The following is a 20,202-nucleotide window of genomic DNA, read 5'->3' on the forward strand; positions in this document are numbered from 1 at the left end:
TTTCATTCACGCCGTCGGGAGCCACCCCACCTTGCCCGCCAGCAGCGCGTATCCGACGAACGCCCCGATGTCGAGCAGCGAGTGCGCCACCACGAGAGGACCGACCCGTCCCCAGCGGCGGTACAGGTAGACGAAGACGACGCCCATGGCCAGGTTCCCGATGAAGCCGCCGATGCCCTGGTAGAGGTGGTACGAGCCGCGCAGCACCGAGCTGCCGACCAGCGCGGCCATCGGGGTCCAGCCCAGCTGCCCCAGGCGGCGCAGCAGATAGCCGACGACGATCACTTCCTCCAGCACCGCGTTCTGGATGGCGGAGAGGATCAGCACCGGGTACTTCCACCACACGCCGGGCAGCGCCTCCGGCACCACGGTGAGGTTGAAGCCGAGGCCGCGAGCCGCCAGATAGAAGGCGATGCCGGTGCTGCCGATGACCGCCGCGATCGCCGCGCCGCGGCCGAGGTCGGGCCAGGGGCGGGTGCGGTCGAAGCCGATGGTGCGCAGACTCGCGCCCTCGCGCAGCAGGAAGTGCGCGACGAGCGCGACGGGCACTAGCGCCGTGGTGATCCCGAAGAGCTGCCAGGCGAGGTCGAGCCAGGGACGGCCGGGCGCGGCCGAGGCGTTCATCGTGGCCGCCTGGTCCTTGAGCCCGCCGGGCTTGGTGACCGAGCCGATGAAGCTGATCAGGGCGGAGACTCCGCTCGCCCCCAGCGAGAGCGCCAGCACCAGCAGGGTCTCGTTGCGGAGCATCCGCCGCAAGAGCCCCTGCTGGGGAATGGAATCGTCGGCCACCGGGCTCGCCTCCGCCTGCACACCTGCCTCCACTTCACCGGCCTGTCGAAATCGACCTGTCGTAAACGATCTGTCGTAAACGATCTGTCGAAATCGATCTGTCGAAATCAATCTGCCGGATCAGTATGAAGGCAGCAGGATGTCACCCCGGCGGCGCGTCAGCCCAGCGGCACCGGCTCCGGCAGGCCCACCGGCCAGGTGTGGACCGGATCCCCCTGGTGCATCAGCTCGCGGTAGCGCCGGGTGGTGGCGGCCAGCGCGGCCTCCCGCGTGTGGCCCGCGTCCAGCGCCTTGTGGAAGGTCGCGGCCTGCCAGCTCGCCCCGTTCACCCGGCGCCGGCACCGCTCCTCGATCACGCCCAGGTACAGGTCGCGGTCGGCCGGCTCGACACCCCACGCGTCCAGCCCGACCTCGGCGAGCGGCAGCAGTTCGTCCCGTACGAGGCTCACCGCGTCGACCTGCGTGGTGCCGCCGTACCTGCCGCGCCGGGGCCAGGTGAAGCGGGCGTCAATGCCGTCCTTGCACGCGGCGTCGAAGTTGGCGGCGGCCGCCTCGAACGGCAGCCGGGTCCACACCGGCCGGGGCTCCTCGGCGAGGGCGCGGACGACGCCGTAGTAGAACGCCGCGTTGGCGACGACGTCGGTGACGGTGGGCCCGGCGGGCAGGACGCGGTTCTCCACGCGCAGGTGGGGGACTCCGTCGGCGATGCCGTAGACCGGGCGGTTCCAGCGGTAGATCGTGCCGTTGTGCAGGACGAGTTCGGCGAGCGAGGGCGTGCCGCCCTGGTCGAGCACCTCGAGCGGGTCCTCGTCGTCGCAGATCGGCAGCAGGGCCGGGTAGTAGCGGAGGTTCTCCTCGAAGAGGTCGTACGCCGAGGTGACCCAGCGCTCGCCGAACCAGGTGCGGGGCCGGACGCCCTGGGCCTGGAGTTCGGGCGGGCGGGTGTCGGTGGACTGCTGGAACAGCGGGGGCCGCGACTCGCGCCACAGCTCGCGGCCGAACAGGAAGGGCGAGTTGGCGCCTACGGCGATCTGTGCGGCGGCGACCGCCTGGGCCGCGTTCCACACATCGGCGAACCGGCCCGGGGTGACCTGGAGGTGCAGCTGCACGGAGGTGCAGGCGGCCTCCGGCGCGATGGACTTCGAGGTGCAGGTCAGGTGCTCCACGCCGGCGATGTCGAGGGTGAACTCCTCGCCCCGGGCGGCCACGATCTGGTCGTTGAGGAGGGTGTAGCGGTCGACGTCGGAGAGGTTCGACGACACCAGGTCGTCCCGGTCGAGGGTCGGCAGAATGCCGATCATCACGATTCCCGCGTCGACCTCGCCCGCTTTTCGGTCGGCATATGCCAGTGACGTGCGGAGTTCCTCCCCGAGCCGGTCGAATACCCGGCCGTCCAGGCGGTGTGGAGGAATGTTCACTTCCAGGTTGAACATGGCGAGTTCTGTTTGGAAGTCCCGGCTCGCGATACGTTCAAGGACTTGCGCATTCAACATTTTCGGCATGCCGTCCGCGCCCGCGAGATTCAATTCGATCTCCAGCCCCATGAGATTCTTCGGGCGATCGAACCGCTTCTCCGCCAGGAGCCGCTCCAGGCCCGTCAGACACCGACGGAGCTTGTCGCGGTAGCGCTGGCGATCGGACAGGTCGAACCGTCCTGCCACGACCTTCTCCCCCATCGAAGCGTCCCTCCTCGGATGATGCGGGCCGAAGATCCGGCCGCCGGGGTCACGGTCAGGTGGAGGATGCCCAGCGAAAGCGATCGATAACGTCCCGGACGGGTCCGCCGACCGCTACGCTGGTCGCGTGTGACCAGTGGCACATTCACTCGGCATGTCGCGCGGGGCAGGTTTCGGCGTCCGCCCGGTGTCCGCGAACTCGTGAAAAACGCCGACGAGAATGGGCCGACCGGTTCGCGGACATTCACCGAGGTCATCACCTCGCACCCCCGCCTGAAACCGGGATAATTCTCGCGTAACGCCGACCGAATGTACCCTTGTTCTACTCACCGGAAACGGCTAGACGAAACACAGTCTGATCCCGTGTCGTATAAACTCCGCGAACAAGGCAGAAAGTTGGCGCCCACGGTCGATGGGTCCTGCCGTCGAGTCGATGATCGGCGGACCCCACCCCCCTCTCGCTCATGAGACCCGGCCCTGCCTCTGCCGACCCCTCGTGAGCAGACAGCGCCGTCCGCCCCCGCCCTCGTGCCACCGTGCCTTTGAATGAGAGGCGACCCACCATGCCGCTGCATGTCCCCCCGGCTCCCGCGCCCGCACTCCGTTCCGTCCTGACTGCGCTCTCCTCGCCGACCGCGGTCCGGGAGGCCCGAACCCCCTCCCTGCTCCGCGCCCAGGGACCCGTCGCAGCCGAGCTCCCACTGCCCGTCCACGTCCTCGACCGAGTCACGGCCGAGGGGGTGTCGGCCACCCGGCTGGCCGGGTGGCGCTTCCTGATCCGCTGCGGCGAGCGGGCCGTGGCCGCGGCGGAGACCATGCTGACCCCCGACGGCTGGGCCTTCTCCCACTTCTTCGAAGGCCCGTACATCACCTCCACCGAGCGCGCCCTGCGCCAGGCCGAGACGATGCCGCAGCCGTACCAGCCCCGCCTGCTTTCGGTGCCCAGCCTGTACATGCTGACGCTCTGGCTGCACGAGGACTGCACCGCCGACGGTGCCGCCGGCCACCCCGCCGCCACCGACCTCCTCGTCCCGCTGGCACCCGCGCCTCCCGGCATCGCGGCACATCGCCCGCACCGCGTCGCCGAACTCCTCCCGGTGCTGACCCACCGGGCGACTCCCACGCGACTGCTCGGCTCACCCGCCTGAAACACCCCGCCCGAAACACCCCGCCTGAAACACCCCATGTGAAGCCTCCCGCGCCCCGTCACCGAATTCCTGGCGACGGGGTGCGGGCTTTTTATCGCTCGTACGAGCACCCAATAGCTCGTACGAGCCGGAAATGGCCCCCGCCCCCACGTGACTAGCCCTATCCGGCCACTGCGAACCACCCGAAGTGACAGTCCAGTTGGGATGAACCGTCCGCGCGGGTGACGCGTCCTGAATCTATGAGAAGCGGTGCCGCGAAATCCCTGCGGAATGACGCCCGTGGGGCAACACTGGGTTCCGACCACTTATCACGGGGGGCGGCCATGAACGACACTTCTAGCCGCGGAACAGACACGACGACCGACTCAGACAACTCAGTCACCTCACCCATCACGACAGAGCGAAAGATCCCTCCCATGTGCCAGCACCAGACACCTTGCCCGACAGCCGAATCCGCCGACCGGGAGTCCGCCCATCTCGTGGCGCACCACCCGGAGCAGGGGTGGAGCCTGCTGTGCAACGGCGTGGTGCTCTTCGAGGACACCGGTGAGCTTCTGCCGGACGGCCGGATCATCGCCCCGCACCGTCCGCTGGCCGGCAGCCAGGTGATGACGGCTGCCTGAGGGCCGCCGGGCGGGGTGACGACCCGCCCGCAGATATGAGGGGCCGGCCGCAGGAGACCCTGCGAACCGGCCCCGACGTATGTCCGGGGGTCGTCACTCCCCGTCACCCGCCGCGACTTCCCGTTCCCGGCTCGTACGCCTTCCCACGGATGCCCGTTTTCCGGAAGACTCCTGGAAGTTTCGCGGTCACCCGTCGACGGAGGTGGGGCAAGTGGCAGCACGTGAGGCCGACGCCGAGGGCAGGGTCACGATCACGGAGATCGCCCGGCAGGCCGGCGTATCCGTGCCGACCGTGTCCCGGGTCGTCAACGGCCGGTCCGACGTGTCGCCGCAGACCCGGGCCCGGGTCGAGGAACTGCTCCGCCGGCACGGCTACCGCAAGCGCCCCGCGGCCCCGGGCACCCGTGCGGCCCTGCTCGACCTGGTCTTCAACGATCTCGACAGTCCCTGGGCCGTGGAGATCATCCGCGGGGTGGAGGAGGTCGCGCACGCGGCCGGGGTCGGCACGGTGGTGTCGGCCATCCACGGGCGGTCGGGCGACGCCCGCGAGTGGATGCGCAACCTCCGGGCCCGTGCCTCCGACGGCGTCATCCTCGTCACGTCGGCGCTGGAGCCGATGCTCCACGAGGAGCTGCGGATCCTCGGCGTCCCGCTGGTCGTCGTCGACCCGGCGGGCTCCCCCGCCCTGGACGCGCCCACGATCGGCGCCGCGAACTGGTCGGGCGGCATGGCCGCCACCGAGCATCTGCTGTCCCTCGGCCACCGCCGGATCGGCCTGATCGCCGGCCCGCCGCGCCTGCTGTGCTCCCGGGCCCGGCTGGACGGCTACCGGGCGGCCCTCGAAGGCGCCGGTGTCGTGATGGACGCGTCCCTCGTCGTCCCCGGCGACTTCCGCCCCGAGTCCGGCTTCACCGCCTGCGACACCCTGCTCGACCTGCCCGAGCCGCCGACCGCCGTGTTCGCGGCCAGCGACCAGATGGCACTCGGCGCGATCGAGGCACTGCGGCGGCGCGGGCTGCGGGTGCCGCAGGACATGAGCGTGGTCGGTTTCGACGACCTTCCGGAAGTCCGCTGGTCGGCTCCCCCACTGACCACGATCCGCCAGCCCCTGGCCGACATGGGCAAACTGGCCGCCCGCACGGTCCTCCGCCTGACCCACGAAGAACAACCGGACTCCCCACGAGTGGAACTGGGCACGGACCTGGTGGTGCGGTCCAGCACGATGCCACCGGCCGGGCGGGGCTGACGGCCCGGGATCCGGTCCTGCCGGCGCGAGCGCGGCCCGCTCCCGCCAGGCCCCTTCCGCTCCCTGGTCGAACAGCACCGCCCCCCCCGGCCGCAGGCGGCCTGCCGGACCGGTTGTCCAGGCACGGGGCCGACCGCACGGCCCGGCCGGCCCCGGCCACCGGGCCTCAACGCCTCCGGCAGGAGAGACCCTCTGGACGAACACCGGCTTCGCGTCCGCGCCCTGAGCCGCACGCCCGCGCCCCCGGCCCCGCCAGGGCCGACGATCCCCTGCTACCTCCCCCCAAGCGCCTCCCGCAGCGCGAAGTACGCCGGCTTCGGCCTGAGCTGCTCGTCCCACGGCAGGGCCGCGCCCTCGCCCGGGAAGAACGGCGGGATCCAGGAGTACTTGTCGGTGTAGTCCCAGAGGGTGATGCCGACACACCGTCGCACCGCCAGGCACGCCTCGGTCAGGTCCCGGTACCACTCGGCCTGCTGTGCCAGCTTCTCCTCGGTCGCGGGCAGCAGCATCCGTACGTCGACCTCGGTGAGCGCCGTGTCGAGGCCGAGCCGGGAGAAGCGGCGGAGGTTGTCCTCCAGGGTGGTGGGATAGCCGTACTGGAGGGCGAGGTGGGCCTGGAGGCCGATGCCGTGCAGCGGGACGCCCTCGGCCTTCAGCTCCTTGGCCAGCTTGTAGTACGCGTCGCTCTTCGGGCCGATGCCCTCGATGTTGTAGTCGTTGAGATACAGCTTCACGCGCGGATCGGCCTGATGCGCCCAGCGCAGCGCGTCGGCGATGTACCCGGGCCCGAGGGTCTTGTAGAAGACCGACTCCCGGTACGTACCGTCCTCGTTGAACGCCTCGTTGACGACGTCCCAGGCGAACACCTTGCCCCGGTAGTGCCGTACCTCCGCCTGGACGTGCTTCTTCAGCACGGCCCTGAGCTCCGGCGCCGTCCACTCCCGCCCCGTGAGCCACCCGGGCAGCTGGCTGTGCCAGACCAGGGTGTGGCCCCGCACCTTCTGCCGGTTGGCGCGGGCGAGATTCACGATCTCGTCACCCTTGGAGAAGTCGAACACGCCCTGCTGCGGCTCGGTCGCGTACCACTTCATGCCGTTGCCGGGCGTGATCTGGTCGAACTCGCTGCCGAGCAGGGCCTTGTACGGCGCGTCGACGAGCTCGGGGTTGTCGGTCGCGCTGCCGAAGTAGCGCCCGTGCCGCTGGGCGAGATCGGCGAGGGTGGGCTGCTCGTCCTGAGCCTGGGCGGCCGGGACGGTGACCGCGACCAGGGCAGCGGCGATGGCGCCGACGAGTCTGAGACGGTTCTTGCGCATGGTGCGACTCCTCACGTTGCGGATATGTGGGTAGCCGTACGTCCGCCCGCGCGCGTCATCCCTTGGTGGCGCCGGCGGTGAGGCCGCCGACGAGCTGGCGCTCGGCGACCGAGTAGAAGGCGAGTGCGGGGACCATGGCCAGCACCAGGTAGGCGAAGACCTTGGCGTACTCCGCGGAGTACTGTCCCTGGAACTGCTGCACGCCGATCGGCAGCGTCCACCACTGCGCGTCGGTGAACACCAGCAGCGGCAGGAAGAAGTTGTTCCAGCTGGTGACGACGGCCAGCACCGAGACCGTGCCGAGCGCGGGCCGCGCCATGGGCAGCAGCACCCGCCAGAAGAAGCCGAACGAGCCGCAGCCGTCGAGCGTGGCCGCCTCCTCCAGCTCACCGGGGATCTGCCGGAAGAAGCCCCGCAGGATGATGATGGTCATCGGCAGTCCGAAGGCCGCCTGCGGGAGGATCACACCGAGCGGGTTGTCCAGCAGGCCCAGGGAGCGCAGCAGCAGGAACAGCGGCAGGGCCGCCACCGCGAAGGGGAACATCAGCCCCATCGTGAACAGCGTGAACAGCACCTCCCGGCCGCGGAAGGCGAAGCGCGCGAAGGAGAAGGCCGACAGCGCGGAGACCGCGACGACCAGGACGGTCGTGCCCACCGCGATCAGCGTGCTGTTGCCGATCAGCCGCCAGAAGTCACCCGAGCCGAGGATCTGGGTGTAGTTGGAGGTCACCCACGACTCGGGCAGACCGACCGGGTTGCGGGACAGCTCGTCGGTGGACTTGAAGCCGGAGAGGGCGGCGTAGAGCAGGGGGACGGCCATGACCGCGCCGACGACGACCAGGACGAGGTGCAGAGACACGCTCCCGCCCCTGCGGGACTTCCGGCTGATCGTCACTTTCCATCACCCCGCATGGTCGTGGTGGCCCCTTCCAGATCGCGCCGGAGCACGAACCGCTGGTAGGCGAGGGCGAAGACGAGGCTGATGCCGAACATGACCACGCTGATCGCGCTGGCGTAGCCGACCTGGTAGCGCTTGAAGCCGTACTGGAACATGGTCACGGCCATGGTCTCGGAGTGGTGGTCGGGACCGCCCGCGGTGGTCACCCACACCAGGTCGAAGAGCTGGATGGACCCGATGACCGACAGGAAGACGCTGATGCGCAGGGTGGGCGCGAGCAGCGGCAGCGTCACGCTGCGGAATCGCTGCCAGGGTCCGGCCCCGTCGATGAGCGCCGCCTCGGTGAGCTCCTTCGGAACGGCCTGGAGTCCGGCGAGGTACAGCATCATGTGGAAGCCGAAGTACTTCCAGGTCATGACCAGGAACAGGGTCGCCATGACCGTGGACGGGTCGGCGAACCACTCCCCGCCCAGCCCCTCCAGCCCGACCTTGCCGAGGAGTTGGTCGGCGAATCCGTCGTCCGGGGCGAAGATCATGCCGAACAGGATCCCGGTGATCGCCTCGGACAGGACGTAGGGAGCGAAGAACAGCATCCGGTAGACCGCCCGGCCGCGCATCCGCTGGTTGAGCAGGACGGCAATGGCGAGCGCGAAGGGCAGTTGCAAGGCGAGCGACAGCACCACGAGGACCAGACAGCGCCACAGGTCGCCCAGGAAGACCTCGTCCTGGAAGAGCCGGGTGAAGTTCTCGCCGCCGATGTAGTCGGAGGGCATGCCGAAGCCGCCCCAGCGGAAGAACGCGGCGTACAGCGCGAACAGCATCGGCAGCAGCACGAGCCCCATGAACAGCACCAGGGCGGGCAGCTGGAAGCCGGTCGCGGTCAGCCAGTTCAGCGCGCGTCTGCGGGCCCGGGTCCGGGCCCGGTCCGCGGCCGGGGGCGGAAGCCGCCCGGCATCGGGGCCGGTCCGTTTGTCCGGCAGGAACGTGGAGGTCATCGCCGGCTACTGCTCTTCCTTCGCGGTCCTGGTGATCGACTCGGCTACCTGCCCGGGGGACTTGGAACCGGCGATGAGCGCGGCGACGCTGTCGTTGACCTCCTGGCCGACGGCGGGCGCGTACGCCTGGTCGAGATAGAGCTGGAAGCCGGTGGCCTTCTTCAACTGCTCCTGTACGGCCTTGATGTTGGGGTCGGCGATGGCGCTCTCGGCCGCCGGGACCACGGGGAGGACACCGGTCTTCTTGACCAGCTCCAGGTCGGTGGCCTCGGACGCGAAGAACTTCAGGAAGTCGACGGCCGCCTGCGGGGCGCCCCGGCGCAGGGCGTGCCCGCCGCCTCCCCCGAACACCTCGGTGAGGGCGCCCTTGCCGCCCTCGACCGCGGGGAAGGGGAAGAAGCCGAGGTCCTTGCCGAGCCCCTTGCCCGCGTCGGCCTGCACCACGGGCGCCCACTGCCCCATGAGCTCCATGGCGGCCCTGCCGTTGCCGACGGTCGCGGCCTGGCCGGTGGGCGTGGAGTAGGCGGCGCCGAGGTAGCCCTTCTGGAACGGCTGGAGGCCGACGAGTTCGTCGAGGTGCTCTCCCGCCTCGACGAAGGGAGCACCGGTGAAGTCCTTGGCCTCGTAGGCCTTCTGCAGCGCGTCGGCGCCTGCGGTACGCATCGCGAGGTAGGCCCAGTAGTACATGCCGGGCCACTTCTCCTTGCCTGCCAGGGCGAGAGGCGTGACCTCGGCGGACTTCAGCTTCCGTACGGCGTCGAGGAAGCCGGCCCACGTGGTCGGGGTCGCGCTGATGCCGGCCTTCTCGAAGAGCGCCTTGTTGTACCAGAAGCCGATCATGCCGATGTCGAACGGGATGCCGTAGACCTGGTCGTCGAGCAGGTACGGCTCCCTGGCGACCGGGAGCAGGGCGTCGCCCCACGGCTTGGTGCTGTCCGTGAGGTTCTCGACGAGCCCGGCGTCGACCTGCTGTTTCAGTACGCCGCCGCCCCAGGTGTGGAAGATGTCGGGCAGCTTCCCCGAGGAGGTCAGGGCCGTCATCTTCGACTTGTAGGCGTCGTTCTCCAGCTGGACGATCTTTATCTTGACCTTGGGGTTCTGTGCTTCGAACTTGCGGGCCAGGGCGGCCCAGACCCCCTTCGCCGGCTCGGTGGTGGAGATGTTCCACCATTCGATCGTGGTCGTCCCCGACGACCCTCCGTCCGAGTCCCCGCCGCATGCGGTCAGTGCCGTCATCCCCAGACCGGCCACGGCGGAGGCCGCCAGGAAGCCGCGGCGGGACAGTGCCGGGTCGCCCATCATGCTCCTCGAAAGTTTCGGCTGAACTCCAGAAAGCTTCGTCGTTGCCGCACCCTAGAGACAGCCGCCAAAGGGTGACAACCCCTCGTGCACGGTGAATCGCTCCTAGAAGCAAAGGCGGGACATGAGGGCGAAACATTCGAGCTGTTCAACGAACCTTACGGAACCCACTCGACCCCCGATCACACAGGGTGTTCGGACACGGGCCGGCCATGGACACCGCTCCGGCTCACGGACAGGCGGCTCGGCAGCCGTCCCACCCGTCCTCAGCTCGCGTTTCACACCCCCGGCACCCCGACCGGCGGCGCCCGACGCCGAGTCTTAACGGAAGCTTGACGCGCTCAGCCCCTGCATCCGAGGGCCATGACATCACGCTCCGCTTACGCTGATCGGGCCGTCCAGTGATGGCCGGAATTACCCTGCGCCGCCTCTCGGGAGCACCTTCGATGGCCACCACTGAGCACCCGCCACCGAGCCGTACGCAGCCCACCCCACCCGGTCGCCTTCGGGCCTGGATGCTGGAGGGCCTGTCCGACATGGGCAAGGGCGGCGGCCACACCGGACCCCACGCCGAACCGGAGCCCCCGCACAAGGGCCAGCCCTGGTGGCGGGTGATGTGCCTGACCGGCGTCGACTACTTCTCCACGCTCGGCTACCAGCCGGGCATCGCGGCCCTCGCCGCCGGACTGCTCTCCCCGATCGCGACGATCGTGCTGGTGATCGTCACGCTGGCGGGCGCCCTGCCGGTCTACCGCCGGGTGGCCGAGGAGAGCCCCCACGGCGAGGGCTCGATCGCGATGCTGGAGCGGCTGCTCTCCTTCTGGCAGGGCAAGCTGTTCGTGCTCACCCTGCTGGGCTTCGCCGCCACCGACTTCCTGATCACCATCACCCTGTCGGCCGCCGACGCCTCCACCCACCTGGTGGAGAACCCGCACCTGAACAGCGCCCTGCACGACAAGCAGTTGCTGATCACCCTGATCCTGGTCGCGCTGCTCGGGGCGGTGTTCCTCAAGGGCTTCCTGGAGGCCATCGGCGTGGCGGTCGCCCTGGTGGGCGCCTACCTCGCGCTGAACGCGGTCGTGGTGGTCGTCGGCCTCTACCACGTGGTCACCGCCGGTCATGTGGTCACCGACTGGTCCAGCGCCCTCACCACTCAGCACAGCAACATATTCGTCATGATCGGCGTCGCCCTGCTGGTCTTCCCGAAGCTGGCCCTCGGCCTGTCCGGATTCGAGACCGGTGTCGCCGTGATGCCGCACGTCAAGGGCGACGACGGCGACACGGAGGAGAACCCGAGGGGCCGCATCCGGGACACCAAGAAGCTGCTCACCACGGCCGCTCTCATCATGAGCGTCTTCCTGATCACCACCAGCTTCATCACGACCCTCCTCATCCCGGAGAAGGAGTTCGAGCCAGGCGGCCAGGCCAACGGACGCGCCCTCGCCTATCTGGCGCACGACTACCTGGGCAACGCCTTCGGCACCGTCTACGACGTCTCGACGATCGCCATCCTGTGGTTCGCCGGCGCCTCCGCGATGGCCGGCCTGCTCAACCTGATGCCCCGCTACCTCCCCCGCTACGGCATGGCCCCGCACTGGGCCCGCGCCGTACGCCCCATGGTCATCGTCTTCACCCTGGTCGCCTTCCTGGTCACCTGGATCTTCGACGCCGACGTCAACGCGCAGGGCGGCGCCTACGCCACCGGTGTGCTGGTCCTCATCAGCTCCGCCGCGATCGCGGTGACCATCGCCGCCCGCAAGGCCCGGCAGCGCAACTGGACCATCGGCTTCGCGGTCATCTCCGCGGTGTTCCTCTACACGACCGTGCTCAACGTCATCGAGCGCCCGGACGGCGTGAAGATCGGTGCCTGCTTCATCGCCGGGATCATCCTGGTCTCCCTGCTGTCGCGACTGGCCCGGGCGTTCGAACTGCGTGTGACCAGTGTGTCGCTGGACGCCATGGCGGAGCGCTTCGTCCGGGACATGGCCAGCCGCAGGATGCGGTTCATCGCCAACGAGCCCGACCGGCGCGACATCGCGGAGTACCGGGACAAGATCGAGCAGATCCGGCAGGACAACGACGTGCCCGGGCAGGAGGACTTCGTCTTCGTCGAGGTGACGGTCACCGACCCGTCGGAGTTCGAGGCGAGCCTGACCGTGCGCGGCGAGGTGCTCCACGGCCGCTACCGCGTCCTGACCCTGGAGTCATCCTCCGTCCCCAACGCGCTGGCCGCCCTGCTCCTGCACGCCCGCGACCTGACCGGCTGCACCCCGCACATCTACTTCGAGTGGACCGAGGGCGGACCCTTCACCAACCTCCTGCGCTTCTTCCTGTTCGGCCAGGGCGAGGTCGCCCCGGTGACCCGCGAGGTCCTGCGCGAGGCGGAACGCGACCGGAAGCGGCGCCCGAGGGTGCATGTCGGCTGACGGGCCTCAGCCGCCGGACTTTCTCCTGCCGAAGCCTCTCCGGGGCCCGCGCACCACGACCTGCCCGAAGCTGATCCGGCCGGTGATCCGCACACGCAGCACGACGGGCGCGTCGGCCCCGCTCCGGCCCGGCGCGCCTTGATCTTGGAGTAGTTCAGCACCAGCGAGCCGGTGTCCACCACGACACCCGGGCGGGTCACCAGCTTCAGGGCACCGCCGCCCATCTCCAGGTCGATGTGCAGCGTGTCCTGGGTGATCAGCGCGTCGGTGAAGTCGAGCGTCACCTCGCCGAACGAGGAACGGATCTCCAGGCGCCGCGGCACCACCCAGGCGTCGCCACGCCGGGTCGAGGCGCCCTGCTGCTCGATCCGGACGACATCCTCGGCCTCGACAGGGGTCTCCCCCACCACCTCGGGCAGATCCGCCGTCAGCACGGCCAGCTCACCGACCGTACGGGCGGACAGCGCGGCCTCCAGCCGCTCGTCGAGCTCCTCCATGGTCAGCCGGCCGTCGCCCGCGGCGACACGCAGCACATCCACGATCCGGTCCCGGTCCGCATGCGAGGCCCGCACCTCGGGCGCTCCCCCGGCACGCGAGAACTCTCCCGCCATCACTTCCCCCGATCTCCGGGGCACGGCCCACCCCATCCCCGACTAACGCTATATCGCGTCATACCCCACGGCCAACCCCACATCCGCGGTTGCCCCTCCCGCCCCTATCGTGACCGGCATGCAGTCCTACACGATCGGCCAGGCAGCGCGACTGCTCGGCGTGAGCCCCGACACCGCCCGGCGCTGGGCGGACGCGGGCCGCATCACCACCCACCGCGACGAGGCCGGACGACGGCTCGTCGACGGACGGGACCTGGCCGCCTTCTCGGTCGAGCTCGCCAGGTCCGGCACCACCGAGGAGGACGCCCCGTACACCTCGGCCCGCAACGCCTTCCCCGGCATCGTCACCGCGATCAAACTCGGCGACGTCGCCGCCCAGGTGGAGATCCAGGCCGGTCCCCACCGGCTCGTCTCCCTGCTCACCCGCGAGGCCGTGGAGGAACTGGGCCTGGAGGTGGGCATGGAGGCGACGGCCCGCGTGAAGTCGACGAACGTCCACATCGACCGCGTCTGAGCTTCGTACGTACGAACGCACATACGCACCCTTGGGGCCATCCACCCTCGCTCATGCGAAGTGACAGGAGACTTCTGCCTCGCAGATGCGTCAGTATGATCGACGTATCGGAAGGGCCCGGCGGGCTCTTCCTCCCGCACACAGAGGGAGTGGCCCCGAGATGACCCGTTCCGCGCACCGGACCCGCCGGATGCTCCAGGTCGCCGGTGTGCCCGCCGCGGCGCTGCTGACCCTGAGCGCCTGCTCCTCCTCCGACTCGGGTTCGGACAAGGGTTCTTCGGCGGGCTCGTCGCCGAAGCTCTCCGGCGAGGTCACCGTCTTCGCCGCCGCTTCCCTCAAGGAGAGCTTCACGACGCTGGGCAAGGAGTTCGAGAAGGACCACCCGGGCACCAAGGTCACCTTCAACTTCGGCGGCAGCGACACCCTCGCGGCGAGCATCACCAGCGGCGCCCCGGCCGATGTCTTCGCCGCCGCCAGCACCAAGACCATGGCGATCGTGACGGACCAGAAGGACGCGGCGGGCACGCCGGCCACCTTCGTCCGCAACCAGCTGGAGATCGCCACACTGCCGGGCAACCCCCACCGGATCTCCTCCCTGAAGGACCTCACCAAGTCCGGCCTGAAGGTCGTCCTGTGCGACAAGACGGTCCCGTGCGGCGCCGCCGCCCAGAAGGCGCTCGACGCGAGCAGCCTGAAGCTCACCCCCGTCTCGTACGAACAGGACGTCAAGAGCGCCCTGACCAAGGTCGAGCTGAAGGAGGCCGACGCCGCCGTCGTCTACAAGACCGATGTGCGCGCGGCGGGTGACAAGGTGGAGGGCGTGGAGTTCCCCGAGTCGGCCAAGGCCGTCAACGACTATCCGATCTCGCTGCTCAAGAACGCCCCCAACCCCGACACCGCGAAGGCCTTCATGGCACTGGTGAGGTCCGCCGAGGGCCAGAAGGTGCTGTCCGGGGCCGGGTTCCTCAAGCCGTGACGCCTACCGACACCGTGGAGAGCCGGCCCCGCCGCGACCGCCCCGGCCGGCGGAGCCGCACGGTGCCGGTGCCCCTGCTGGTGCCCGCCCTGGCCGGCCTGGCCTTCCTGCTCCTGCCCCTGATCGCCCTGCTCGTGCGGGCGCCCTGGCGCAGCCTGCCCGAGCAGCTGACCAGCGCCGAGGTGTGGGAGGCGCTCCGGCTCTCCCTCATCTGCGCGACGGCGGCGACGGGGCTGAGCCTGGTCGTCGGGGTACCCCTGGCCTGGCTGCTGGCCCGCACGCGGTTCCCGGGCCGCGGTTTCGTCCGGGCCCTGGTGACGCTGCCGCTGGTGCTGCCGCCGGTCGTGGGCGGTGTGGCCCTGCTGCTGGCCTTCGGGCGCAACGGGGTGATCGGGCAGTGGCTCGACTCCTGGTTCGGGATCACCCTGCCCTTCACCACGACGGGTGTGGTCCTCGCCGAGACCTTCGTGGCGATGCCGTTCCTCGTGATCAGCGTGGAGGGCACCCTGCGGGCCGCCGACCCGCGCTACGAGGAGGCCGCCGCCACCCTGGGCGCCTCCCGCTTCACCGCGTTCCGCCGGGTCACCCTGCCGCTGATCGCGCCGGGCATCGCGGCCGGAGCCGTGCTGGCCTGGGCCCGGGCACTCGGCGAGTTCGGCGCGACGATCACCTTCGCGGGCAACTTCCCGGGCCGTACCCAGACCATGCCGCTCGCGGTCTACCTCGCCCTCCAGAACGACCCGGCCGCCGCGATCGCCCTCAGCCTGGTACTGCTGGCCGTGTCCATCGCGGTCCTGGCGGCCCTGCGCGACCGCTGGATGACGGCCTCCTGACACCCTGGACGTACATCTGATGACCGAGACGACCGACCGCGACGACACGGCACCCGGCGCAGCCGGCCCAACCGGCCTCTTGGCCGAAGGCCTCGACGCCCGTCTCGTCGTCGACCGCGGCGCCTTCCGCCTCGATGTCACGCTCGCCGCCGCCCCCGGCGACGTCGTCGCACTGCTCGGCCCCAACGGCGCGGGCAAGACCACCGCCCTGCGCGCGCTCGCGGGACTCGCGCCGCTCACGTCGGGCCATCTGGCACTGGACGGCAGGCGGCTGGACGGTACACCGCCCGAGTCCCGCCCGGTCGGCGTCGTCTTCCAGGACTATCTGCTCTTCCCGCATCTGACCGCCCTGGACAATGTCGCCTTCGGGCCGCGCTGCCGAGGCGCCGGCAAGGCCGAGGCCCGCGCCCAGGCCGCCGAGTGGCTGGACCGGATGGGCCTGGCCGACCACGCGGGCGCCAAGCCCCGCCGTCTCTCCGGCGGCCAGGCCCAGCGCGTGGCCCTGGCCCGGGCCCTGGCCACCGGGCCCCGGCTGCTGCTCCTGGACGAACCCCTCGCCGCCCTCGACGCCCGCACCCGCCTGGAGGTGCGTGCCCAGCTCCGGCGCCATCTCGCCGAGTTCGAGGCCGTCGCCGTCCTCGTCACCCACGACCCGCTGGACGCCATGGTGCTGGCCGACCGCCTGGTCGTCGTCGAGCACGGCCAGGTCGTCCAGGAGGGCACGCCCTCCGACATCGCCCGCCACCCCCGCACGGACTACATCGCCCGGCTCGTCGGCCTCAATCTGTACCGGGGACAGGCCGACGGCCACACGGTCCGGCTCGACTCGGGTCCGGCCATCACGACCACGGAGGAACTCTCCGGCCCGGCCTTCGTGGCCTTCCCGCCCGGCGCGGTGACGCTGTACCGGGAACGCCCCAGCGGCTCCAGCGCCCGCAACCTGTGGCGCTGCGAGGTCGCCGGCCTGGAGACGCACGGCGACCAGATCCGCGCGGACCTCGCCGGCGAACTCCCGCTGACGGCCGACCTCACCACGGTCGCCGCGGCCGAACTCGATCTGCGCCCCGGGGCACCGGTCTGGGCGACGGTCAAGGCGACGCAGACACACGCGTACCCGGCATAGGGGACTCGCCGGGCTACCGTGCACCCATGAGCCTGAGCATCCGCAACCAGCTCCCCGGCACCGTCACCGCCGTCACGCCGGGCGAGGCCATGGCGACGGTCAGGGTTCGCCTCACCGGCGGCCAGGACCTCACCGCCGCGATCACCCGCGAGGCCGCCGACGACCTCGGTCTCACCCCGGGCGCCGTCGTGCGCGCCCTGGTGAAGTCGACGGAGGTAGCGCTGGCCACCGCCCCCGTCGAGGGACTGTCCATCCGCAACCGGCTCCCCGGTACGGTCACGGGCATCGCGGCCGGTGACGCGATGGCCTCCGTCCGGATCACCGTCGAAGGCGGCGAACTGACGGCGGCGATCACCAAGGACGCCGCGGACGATCTCCGCCTGTCCGCAGGAACCCCCGTCGTCGCCCTGATCAAGTCGACCGAGGTGTCACTCGCCGTCGTATGACGGAGAACCGCTGCATGACGGAGGGGCCCCGCAAGCGGCGGAGCCCCTCCTCTGACCGGTCGGTCGGTCAGTCCTCGTACGCGTCAAGCGGCGGGCAGGAGCACACCAGGTTCCGGTCGCCGAAGGCCTGGTCGATGCGGCGCACCGGCGGCCAGTACTTGTCGGAGGCCGCGACTCCGGCCGGGAAGACCGCGTCCTCACGGCTGTAGGCGTGCTCCCACTCCCCGGCGAGCGCGCCGGCGGTGTGCGGGGCGCCCCGCAGCGGGTTGTCGTCCGCGGGCCACGCGCCGGAGCCGACCTTCTCGATCTCCGCACGGATGGCGATCATCGCCTCACAGAACCGGTCAAGCTCGGCCAGGTCCTCCGACTCGGTCGGCTCGATCATCAGCGTCCCGGCCACCGGGAACGACATCGTCGGCGCGTGGAAGCCGTAGTCGATCAGCCGCTTGGCGACGTCGTCGACACTCACGCCGGTCGCCTTGGTCAGCGGCCGCAGGTCGATGATGCACTCGTGCGCGACGAGCCCGCCGGGGCCGGTGTAGAGCACCGGGTAGTGCGGCTCCAGCCGCTTGGCGATGTAGTTGGCGCTGAGCACCGCCACCTGCGTGGCCCGCTTCAGCCCCTCGCCGCCCATCAGCCGGACGTACGCCCACGAGATCGGCAGGATGCCGGCCGAGCCCCACGGCGCCGCGGAGATGGGGCCGACCCCGGTCTCCGGGCCCGCCTCGGGCTGCAGCGGATGGTTCGGCAGATACGGCGCGAGGTGCTCACGCACCGCCACCGGACCGACGCCGGGCCCGCCGCCGCCGTGCGGGATACAGAAGGTCTTGTGCAGGTTCAGGTGCGAGACGTCCCCGCCGAAGTGCCCCGGCTTGGCGAGTCCCACGAGCGCGTTGAGGTTGGCCCCGTCGACGTAGACCTGCCCGCCCGCCTCGTGCACCTGGGCGCAGATCTCGGAGACGTGCTCCTCGAACACGCCGTGCGTGGACGGGTAGGTGATCATCAGCACGGCCAGCTCGTCACGGTGCTGCTCGATCTTCGCCCGCAGGTCCTCGACGTCGATCTCGCCGTCCTCGGCGGTCTTGACGACGACGACCTTCATGCCCGCCATCACCGCGCTCGCGGCGTTGGTGCCGTGCGCGGACGACGGGATCAGGCAAACGGTGCGCTGCGCGTCCCCGTTGGCCCTGTGGTACCCGCGTACGGCGAGCAGACCGGCCAGCTCGCCCTGCGAGCCGGCGTTCGGCTGGAGGGACACCTTGTCGTACCCGGTGACCTCGGCGAGACGGTCCTCCAGCTCGTGGATGAGCGTGAGGTAGCCCTCGGCCTGCGCCGCGGGGGCGAACGGGTGCAGCTGCCCGAACTCGGGCCAGGTGACCGGCTCCATCTCCGTGGTCGCGTTGAGCTTCATGGTGCAGGAGCCCAGCGGGATCATGCCGCGGTCGAGCGCGTAGTCGCGGTCGGCCAGCCGACGCAGATAGCGCAGCATGGCGGTCTCGGAGCGGTACTGGTGGAAGACCGGATGGGTCATGTACTCGTCGGACCGCAGCAGGGCACCGGGGAGCCCGTCCTCCGTGGCGGCGTCCAGCGCCTCGACGACACCCTCGACCCCGAACGCGGCCCATACGGCACGCAGCTGGGCCCGCGTCGTGGTCTCGTCGCAGGAGATCGAGACCTGGTCGGCGTCGACGAGACGCAGGTTGACCCCGTTCCGAGCCGCGGCGGCCACGACCTCGGCGGCCCGGCCCGCGACGCGCGCGGTCAGGGTGTCGAAGTAGGCGCCGTGCACGACCTCGACACCGCCGTTCGCGAGCCCGGCGGCGAGGACCGTGGCGTACCGGTGGGTGCGCCGCGCGATGCTCCTCAGGCCCTCCGGCCCGTGGTAGACGGCGTACATGCCGGCCATCACGGCGAGCAGCACCTGGGCGGTGCAGATGTTGCTGGTGGCCTTCTCACGACGGATGTGCTGCTCACGCGTCTGCAGCGCCAGCCGGTAGGCCTTGTTCCCGTCGGCGTCCACGGACACACCGACGAGCCGCCCGGGCAGGCTGCGCGCCATCTTCTCCCCGACGGCCATGTAACCGGCGTGCGGTCCGCCGAAGCCCATCGGCACACCGAACCGCTGCGTCGTACCGACCGCGATGTCCGCGCCGAGCTCACCGGGCGACTTCAGCAGGGCCAGCGCGAGTAGATCGGCGGCGACGGTGACGAGCGCCCCGAGCTCGTGCGCCTGGTCGATGACCGGCTTGATGTCCCGTACGGCTCCGGAGGCGCCCGGGTACTGGATCAGCACGCCGTTGATCTCGCGCTCGGCGATCTCGGCGGGGATGCCGTCCCCGAGATCGGCGACGACGACCTCGACACCGGTCGGCTCGGCCCTGGTCTCGATCACGGCGATGGTCTGCGGCAGCGCGTCCGCGTCGACCAGGAACAGACCCTTCTTGTTCTTGCCCAGCCGCCGCGACAGCGCCATGGCCTCGGCCGCCGCGGTGCCCTCGTCGAGCAGGGAGGCGCCGGAGGTCGGCAGTCCGGTCAGGTCGGCGACCATGGTCTGGAAGTTGAGCAGCGCCTCGAGCCGGCCCTGCGAGATCTCCGGCTGGTAGGGCGTGTAGGCCGTGTACCAGGAGGGGTTCTCCATGACGTTGCGCATGATGACCGGCGGCGTGAACGTGCCGTAGTAGCCGAGCCCGATCATGGAGCCGAGGACCTGGTTGCGGTCGGCGAGGGAGCGCAGCTCGGCGATCACCTCGGCCTCGCTGCGGGCGCCCGGCAGGTCCAGTGCCTCGGCGCTCTTGATCACGGCCGGAACGGCGGCGGCCGTCAGCTCATCCAGCGAGCCGTAGCCGACGTGCGCGAGCATCTTGGCGCACGCCTCGTGGTCGGGGCCGATGTGGCGCTGCTCGAAGGGAACTGCCTCTTCGAGCTCGGAGAGCGGAATGCGATGGGCGGTCATATGCGGAGGCCTCCTGGTCTGACACGACCTTCGAGGGGCACCACGGCACGGGTACCCGGACGGCCTCCCCCTCTGTCATGTCAACCTGAGAGCTTCACCGGATCGCCCGAAGGCCTCCGGCTTTCACCGTCGGTGAGAGCGGAAGCCGTGACATCCGCCCTGCTTTCCAGAGTGACCTCGTCCGTGCGGTACGTGAGCCTGAGAGATTCCGGGGAGGATTTGCTCCTTCGGCGCCTCCGATGATGTCTGGAGGACTCTCCCGCACGGGGTCAGCAGCCGTTGTCAGCCTACCAGCGCGGCCAACGCACGAACCTTCGAGTGGCCACCTCCTCG

Annotated in this window: 16 protein-coding genes, 1 pseudogene and 1 riboswitch; of the genes and pseudogenes, 9 read left to right on the forward strand and 8 right to left on the reverse strand. The window is 70.2% G+C overall.

The window, feature by feature from the left end; all coding sequences use genetic code 11:
• Positions 1–6: 6 nt before the first annotated feature.
• Positions 7–810: a CPBP family intramembrane glutamic endopeptidase gene (locus ACFT32_RS43170; protein WP_382500171.1), complete on the reverse strand. Its 804-nt coding sequence runs from the start codon at positions 808–810 to the stop codon at positions 7–9.
• A 137-nt stretch (positions 811–947) separates the two neighbouring features.
• Complete coding sequence (locus ACFT32_RS43175) at positions 948–2,465, reverse strand: glutamate-cysteine ligase family protein (protein WP_382500173.1); 1,518 nt, start codon at positions 2,463–2,465, stop codon at positions 948–950.
• 563 nt (positions 2,466–3,028) lie between these two features.
• Here ACFT32_RS43175 and ACFT32_RS43180 point away from each other — a divergent pair.
• The 3 genes from ACFT32_RS43180 (at position 3,029) to ACFT32_RS43190 (ending at position 5,482) form a co-directional block, all read left to right on the forward strand.
• Positions 3,029–3,613, forward strand: coding sequence for a hypothetical protein (locus tag ACFT32_RS43180; protein ID WP_382500175.1), 585 nt, complete (start codon positions 3,029–3,031; stop codon positions 3,611–3,613).
• Positions 3,614–4,029: 416 nt separating this feature from the next.
• Positions 4,030–4,236 carry a DUF5999 family protein gene (locus tag ACFT32_RS43185; protein ID WP_382500177.1) on the forward strand — a complete coding sequence of 69 codons (207 nt, stop codon included), beginning with the start codon at positions 4,030–4,032 and terminating at the stop codon, positions 4,234–4,236.
• Positions 4,237–4,447: 211 nt separating this feature from the next.
• Positions 4,448–5,482: a LacI family DNA-binding transcriptional regulator gene (locus tag ACFT32_RS43190; RefSeq protein WP_382500179.1), complete on the forward strand. Its 1,035-nt coding sequence runs from the start codon at positions 4,448–4,450 to the stop codon at positions 5,480–5,482.
• 272 nt (positions 5,483–5,754) lie between these two features.
• Here ACFT32_RS43190 and ACFT32_RS43195 read toward each other — a convergent pair whose 3' ends face one another.
• The 4 genes from ACFT32_RS43195 to ACFT32_RS43210 all read right to left on the reverse strand — a co-directional run bounded on the left by ACFT32_RS43195 (position 5,755) and on the right by ACFT32_RS43210 (position 9,987).
• Positions 5,755–6,795, reverse strand: a complete 1,041-nt coding sequence (locus tag ACFT32_RS43195; RefSeq protein WP_382500180.1) for an endo-1,4-beta-xylanase — start codon at positions 6,793–6,795, stop codon at positions 5,755–5,757.
• A 55-nt stretch (positions 6,796–6,850) separates the two neighbouring features.
• A complete protein-coding gene (locus ACFT32_RS43200) occupies positions 6,851–7,615 on the reverse strand; it encodes a carbohydrate ABC transporter permease (RefSeq protein WP_382500217.1) in 765 nt (254 codons plus the stop codon).
• 71 nt (positions 7,616–7,686) lie between these two features.
• The gene (locus ACFT32_RS43205) at positions 7,687–8,688 is read right to left on the reverse strand and encodes a carbohydrate ABC transporter permease (protein ID WP_382500182.1); all 1,002 of its coding nucleotides are present in this window, start codon (positions 8,686–8,688) and stop codon (positions 7,687–7,689) included.
• A 6-nt stretch (positions 8,689–8,694) separates the two neighbouring features.
• Entirely contained in the window at positions 8,695–9,987 is a 1,293-nt protein-coding gene (locus ACFT32_RS43210) for an extracellular solute-binding protein (RefSeq protein WP_382500184.1), read from the reverse strand.
• 446 nt (positions 9,988–10,433) lie between these two features.
• Between ACFT32_RS43210 and ACFT32_RS43215 the strand changes: the two genes are divergently transcribed.
• Positions 10,434–12,413: an amino acid transporter gene (locus ACFT32_RS43215; RefSeq protein WP_382500186.1), complete on the forward strand. Its 1,980-nt coding sequence runs from the start codon at positions 10,434–10,436 to the stop codon at positions 12,411–12,413.
• 473 nt (positions 12,414–12,886) lie between these two features.
• Here ACFT32_RS43215 and ACFT32_RS43220 read toward each other — a convergent pair.
• Positions 12,887–13,060 (reverse strand): annotated as a pseudogene (locus ACFT32_RS43220) (DUF1707 domain-containing protein); the annotation flags it as partial.
• 82 nt (positions 13,061–13,142) lie between these two features.
• Here ACFT32_RS43220 and ACFT32_RS43225 point away from each other — a divergent pair.
• The 5 genes from ACFT32_RS43225 to ACFT32_RS43245 all read left to right on the forward strand — a co-directional run bounded on the left by ACFT32_RS43225 (position 13,143) and on the right by ACFT32_RS43245 (position 16,916).
• Entirely contained in the window at positions 13,143–13,538 is a 396-nt protein-coding gene (locus tag ACFT32_RS43225; RefSeq protein WP_382500187.1) for a molybdopterin-binding protein, read from the forward strand.
• A 160-nt stretch (positions 13,539–13,698) separates the two neighbouring features.
• Positions 13,699–14,514: a molybdate ABC transporter substrate-binding protein gene (modA, locus tag ACFT32_RS43230; protein ID WP_382500189.1), complete on the forward strand. Its 816-nt coding sequence runs from the start codon at positions 13,699–13,701 to the stop codon at positions 14,512–14,514.
• On the forward strand, positions 14,511–15,347 hold the full coding sequence (gene modB, locus ACFT32_RS43235; RefSeq protein WP_382500192.1) for a molybdate ABC transporter permease subunit: 837 nt from the start codon (positions 14,511–14,513) through the stop codon (positions 15,345–15,347). The genes modA and modB overlap by 4 nt, the downstream gene beginning before the upstream one ends.
• A 19-nt stretch (positions 15,348–15,366) precedes the next feature.
• Positions 15,367–16,470: an ABC transporter ATP-binding protein gene (locus ACFT32_RS43240; protein WP_382500194.1), complete on the forward strand. Its 1,104-nt coding sequence runs from the start codon at positions 15,367–15,369 to the stop codon at positions 16,468–16,470.
• Positions 16,471–16,496: 26 nt separating this feature from the next.
• Positions 16,497–16,916: a molybdopterin-binding protein gene (locus ACFT32_RS43245; protein WP_382500196.1), complete on the forward strand. Its 420-nt coding sequence runs from the start codon at positions 16,497–16,499 to the stop codon at positions 16,914–16,916.
• Between the two features lie 67 nt (positions 16,917–16,983).
• On the opposite strand, the gene gcvP is transcribed toward ACFT32_RS43245, so the two are convergent.
• A complete protein-coding gene (gcvP, locus tag ACFT32_RS43250; RefSeq protein ID WP_382500197.1) occupies positions 16,984–19,869 on the reverse strand; it encodes an aminomethyl-transferring glycine dehydrogenase in 2,886 nt (961 codons plus the stop codon).
• Positions 19,870–20,045: 176 nt separating this feature from the next.
• Positions 20,046–20,141: riboswitch (glycine riboswitch) on the reverse strand.
• Positions 20,142–20,202: the final 61 nt, after the last annotated feature.

The sequence above is a fragment of the Streptomyces sp. NPDC057002 genome, assembly GCF_042673825.1.
Classification (GTDB): Bacteria; Actinomycetota; Actinomycetes; order Streptomycetales; family Streptomycetaceae; genus Streptomyces.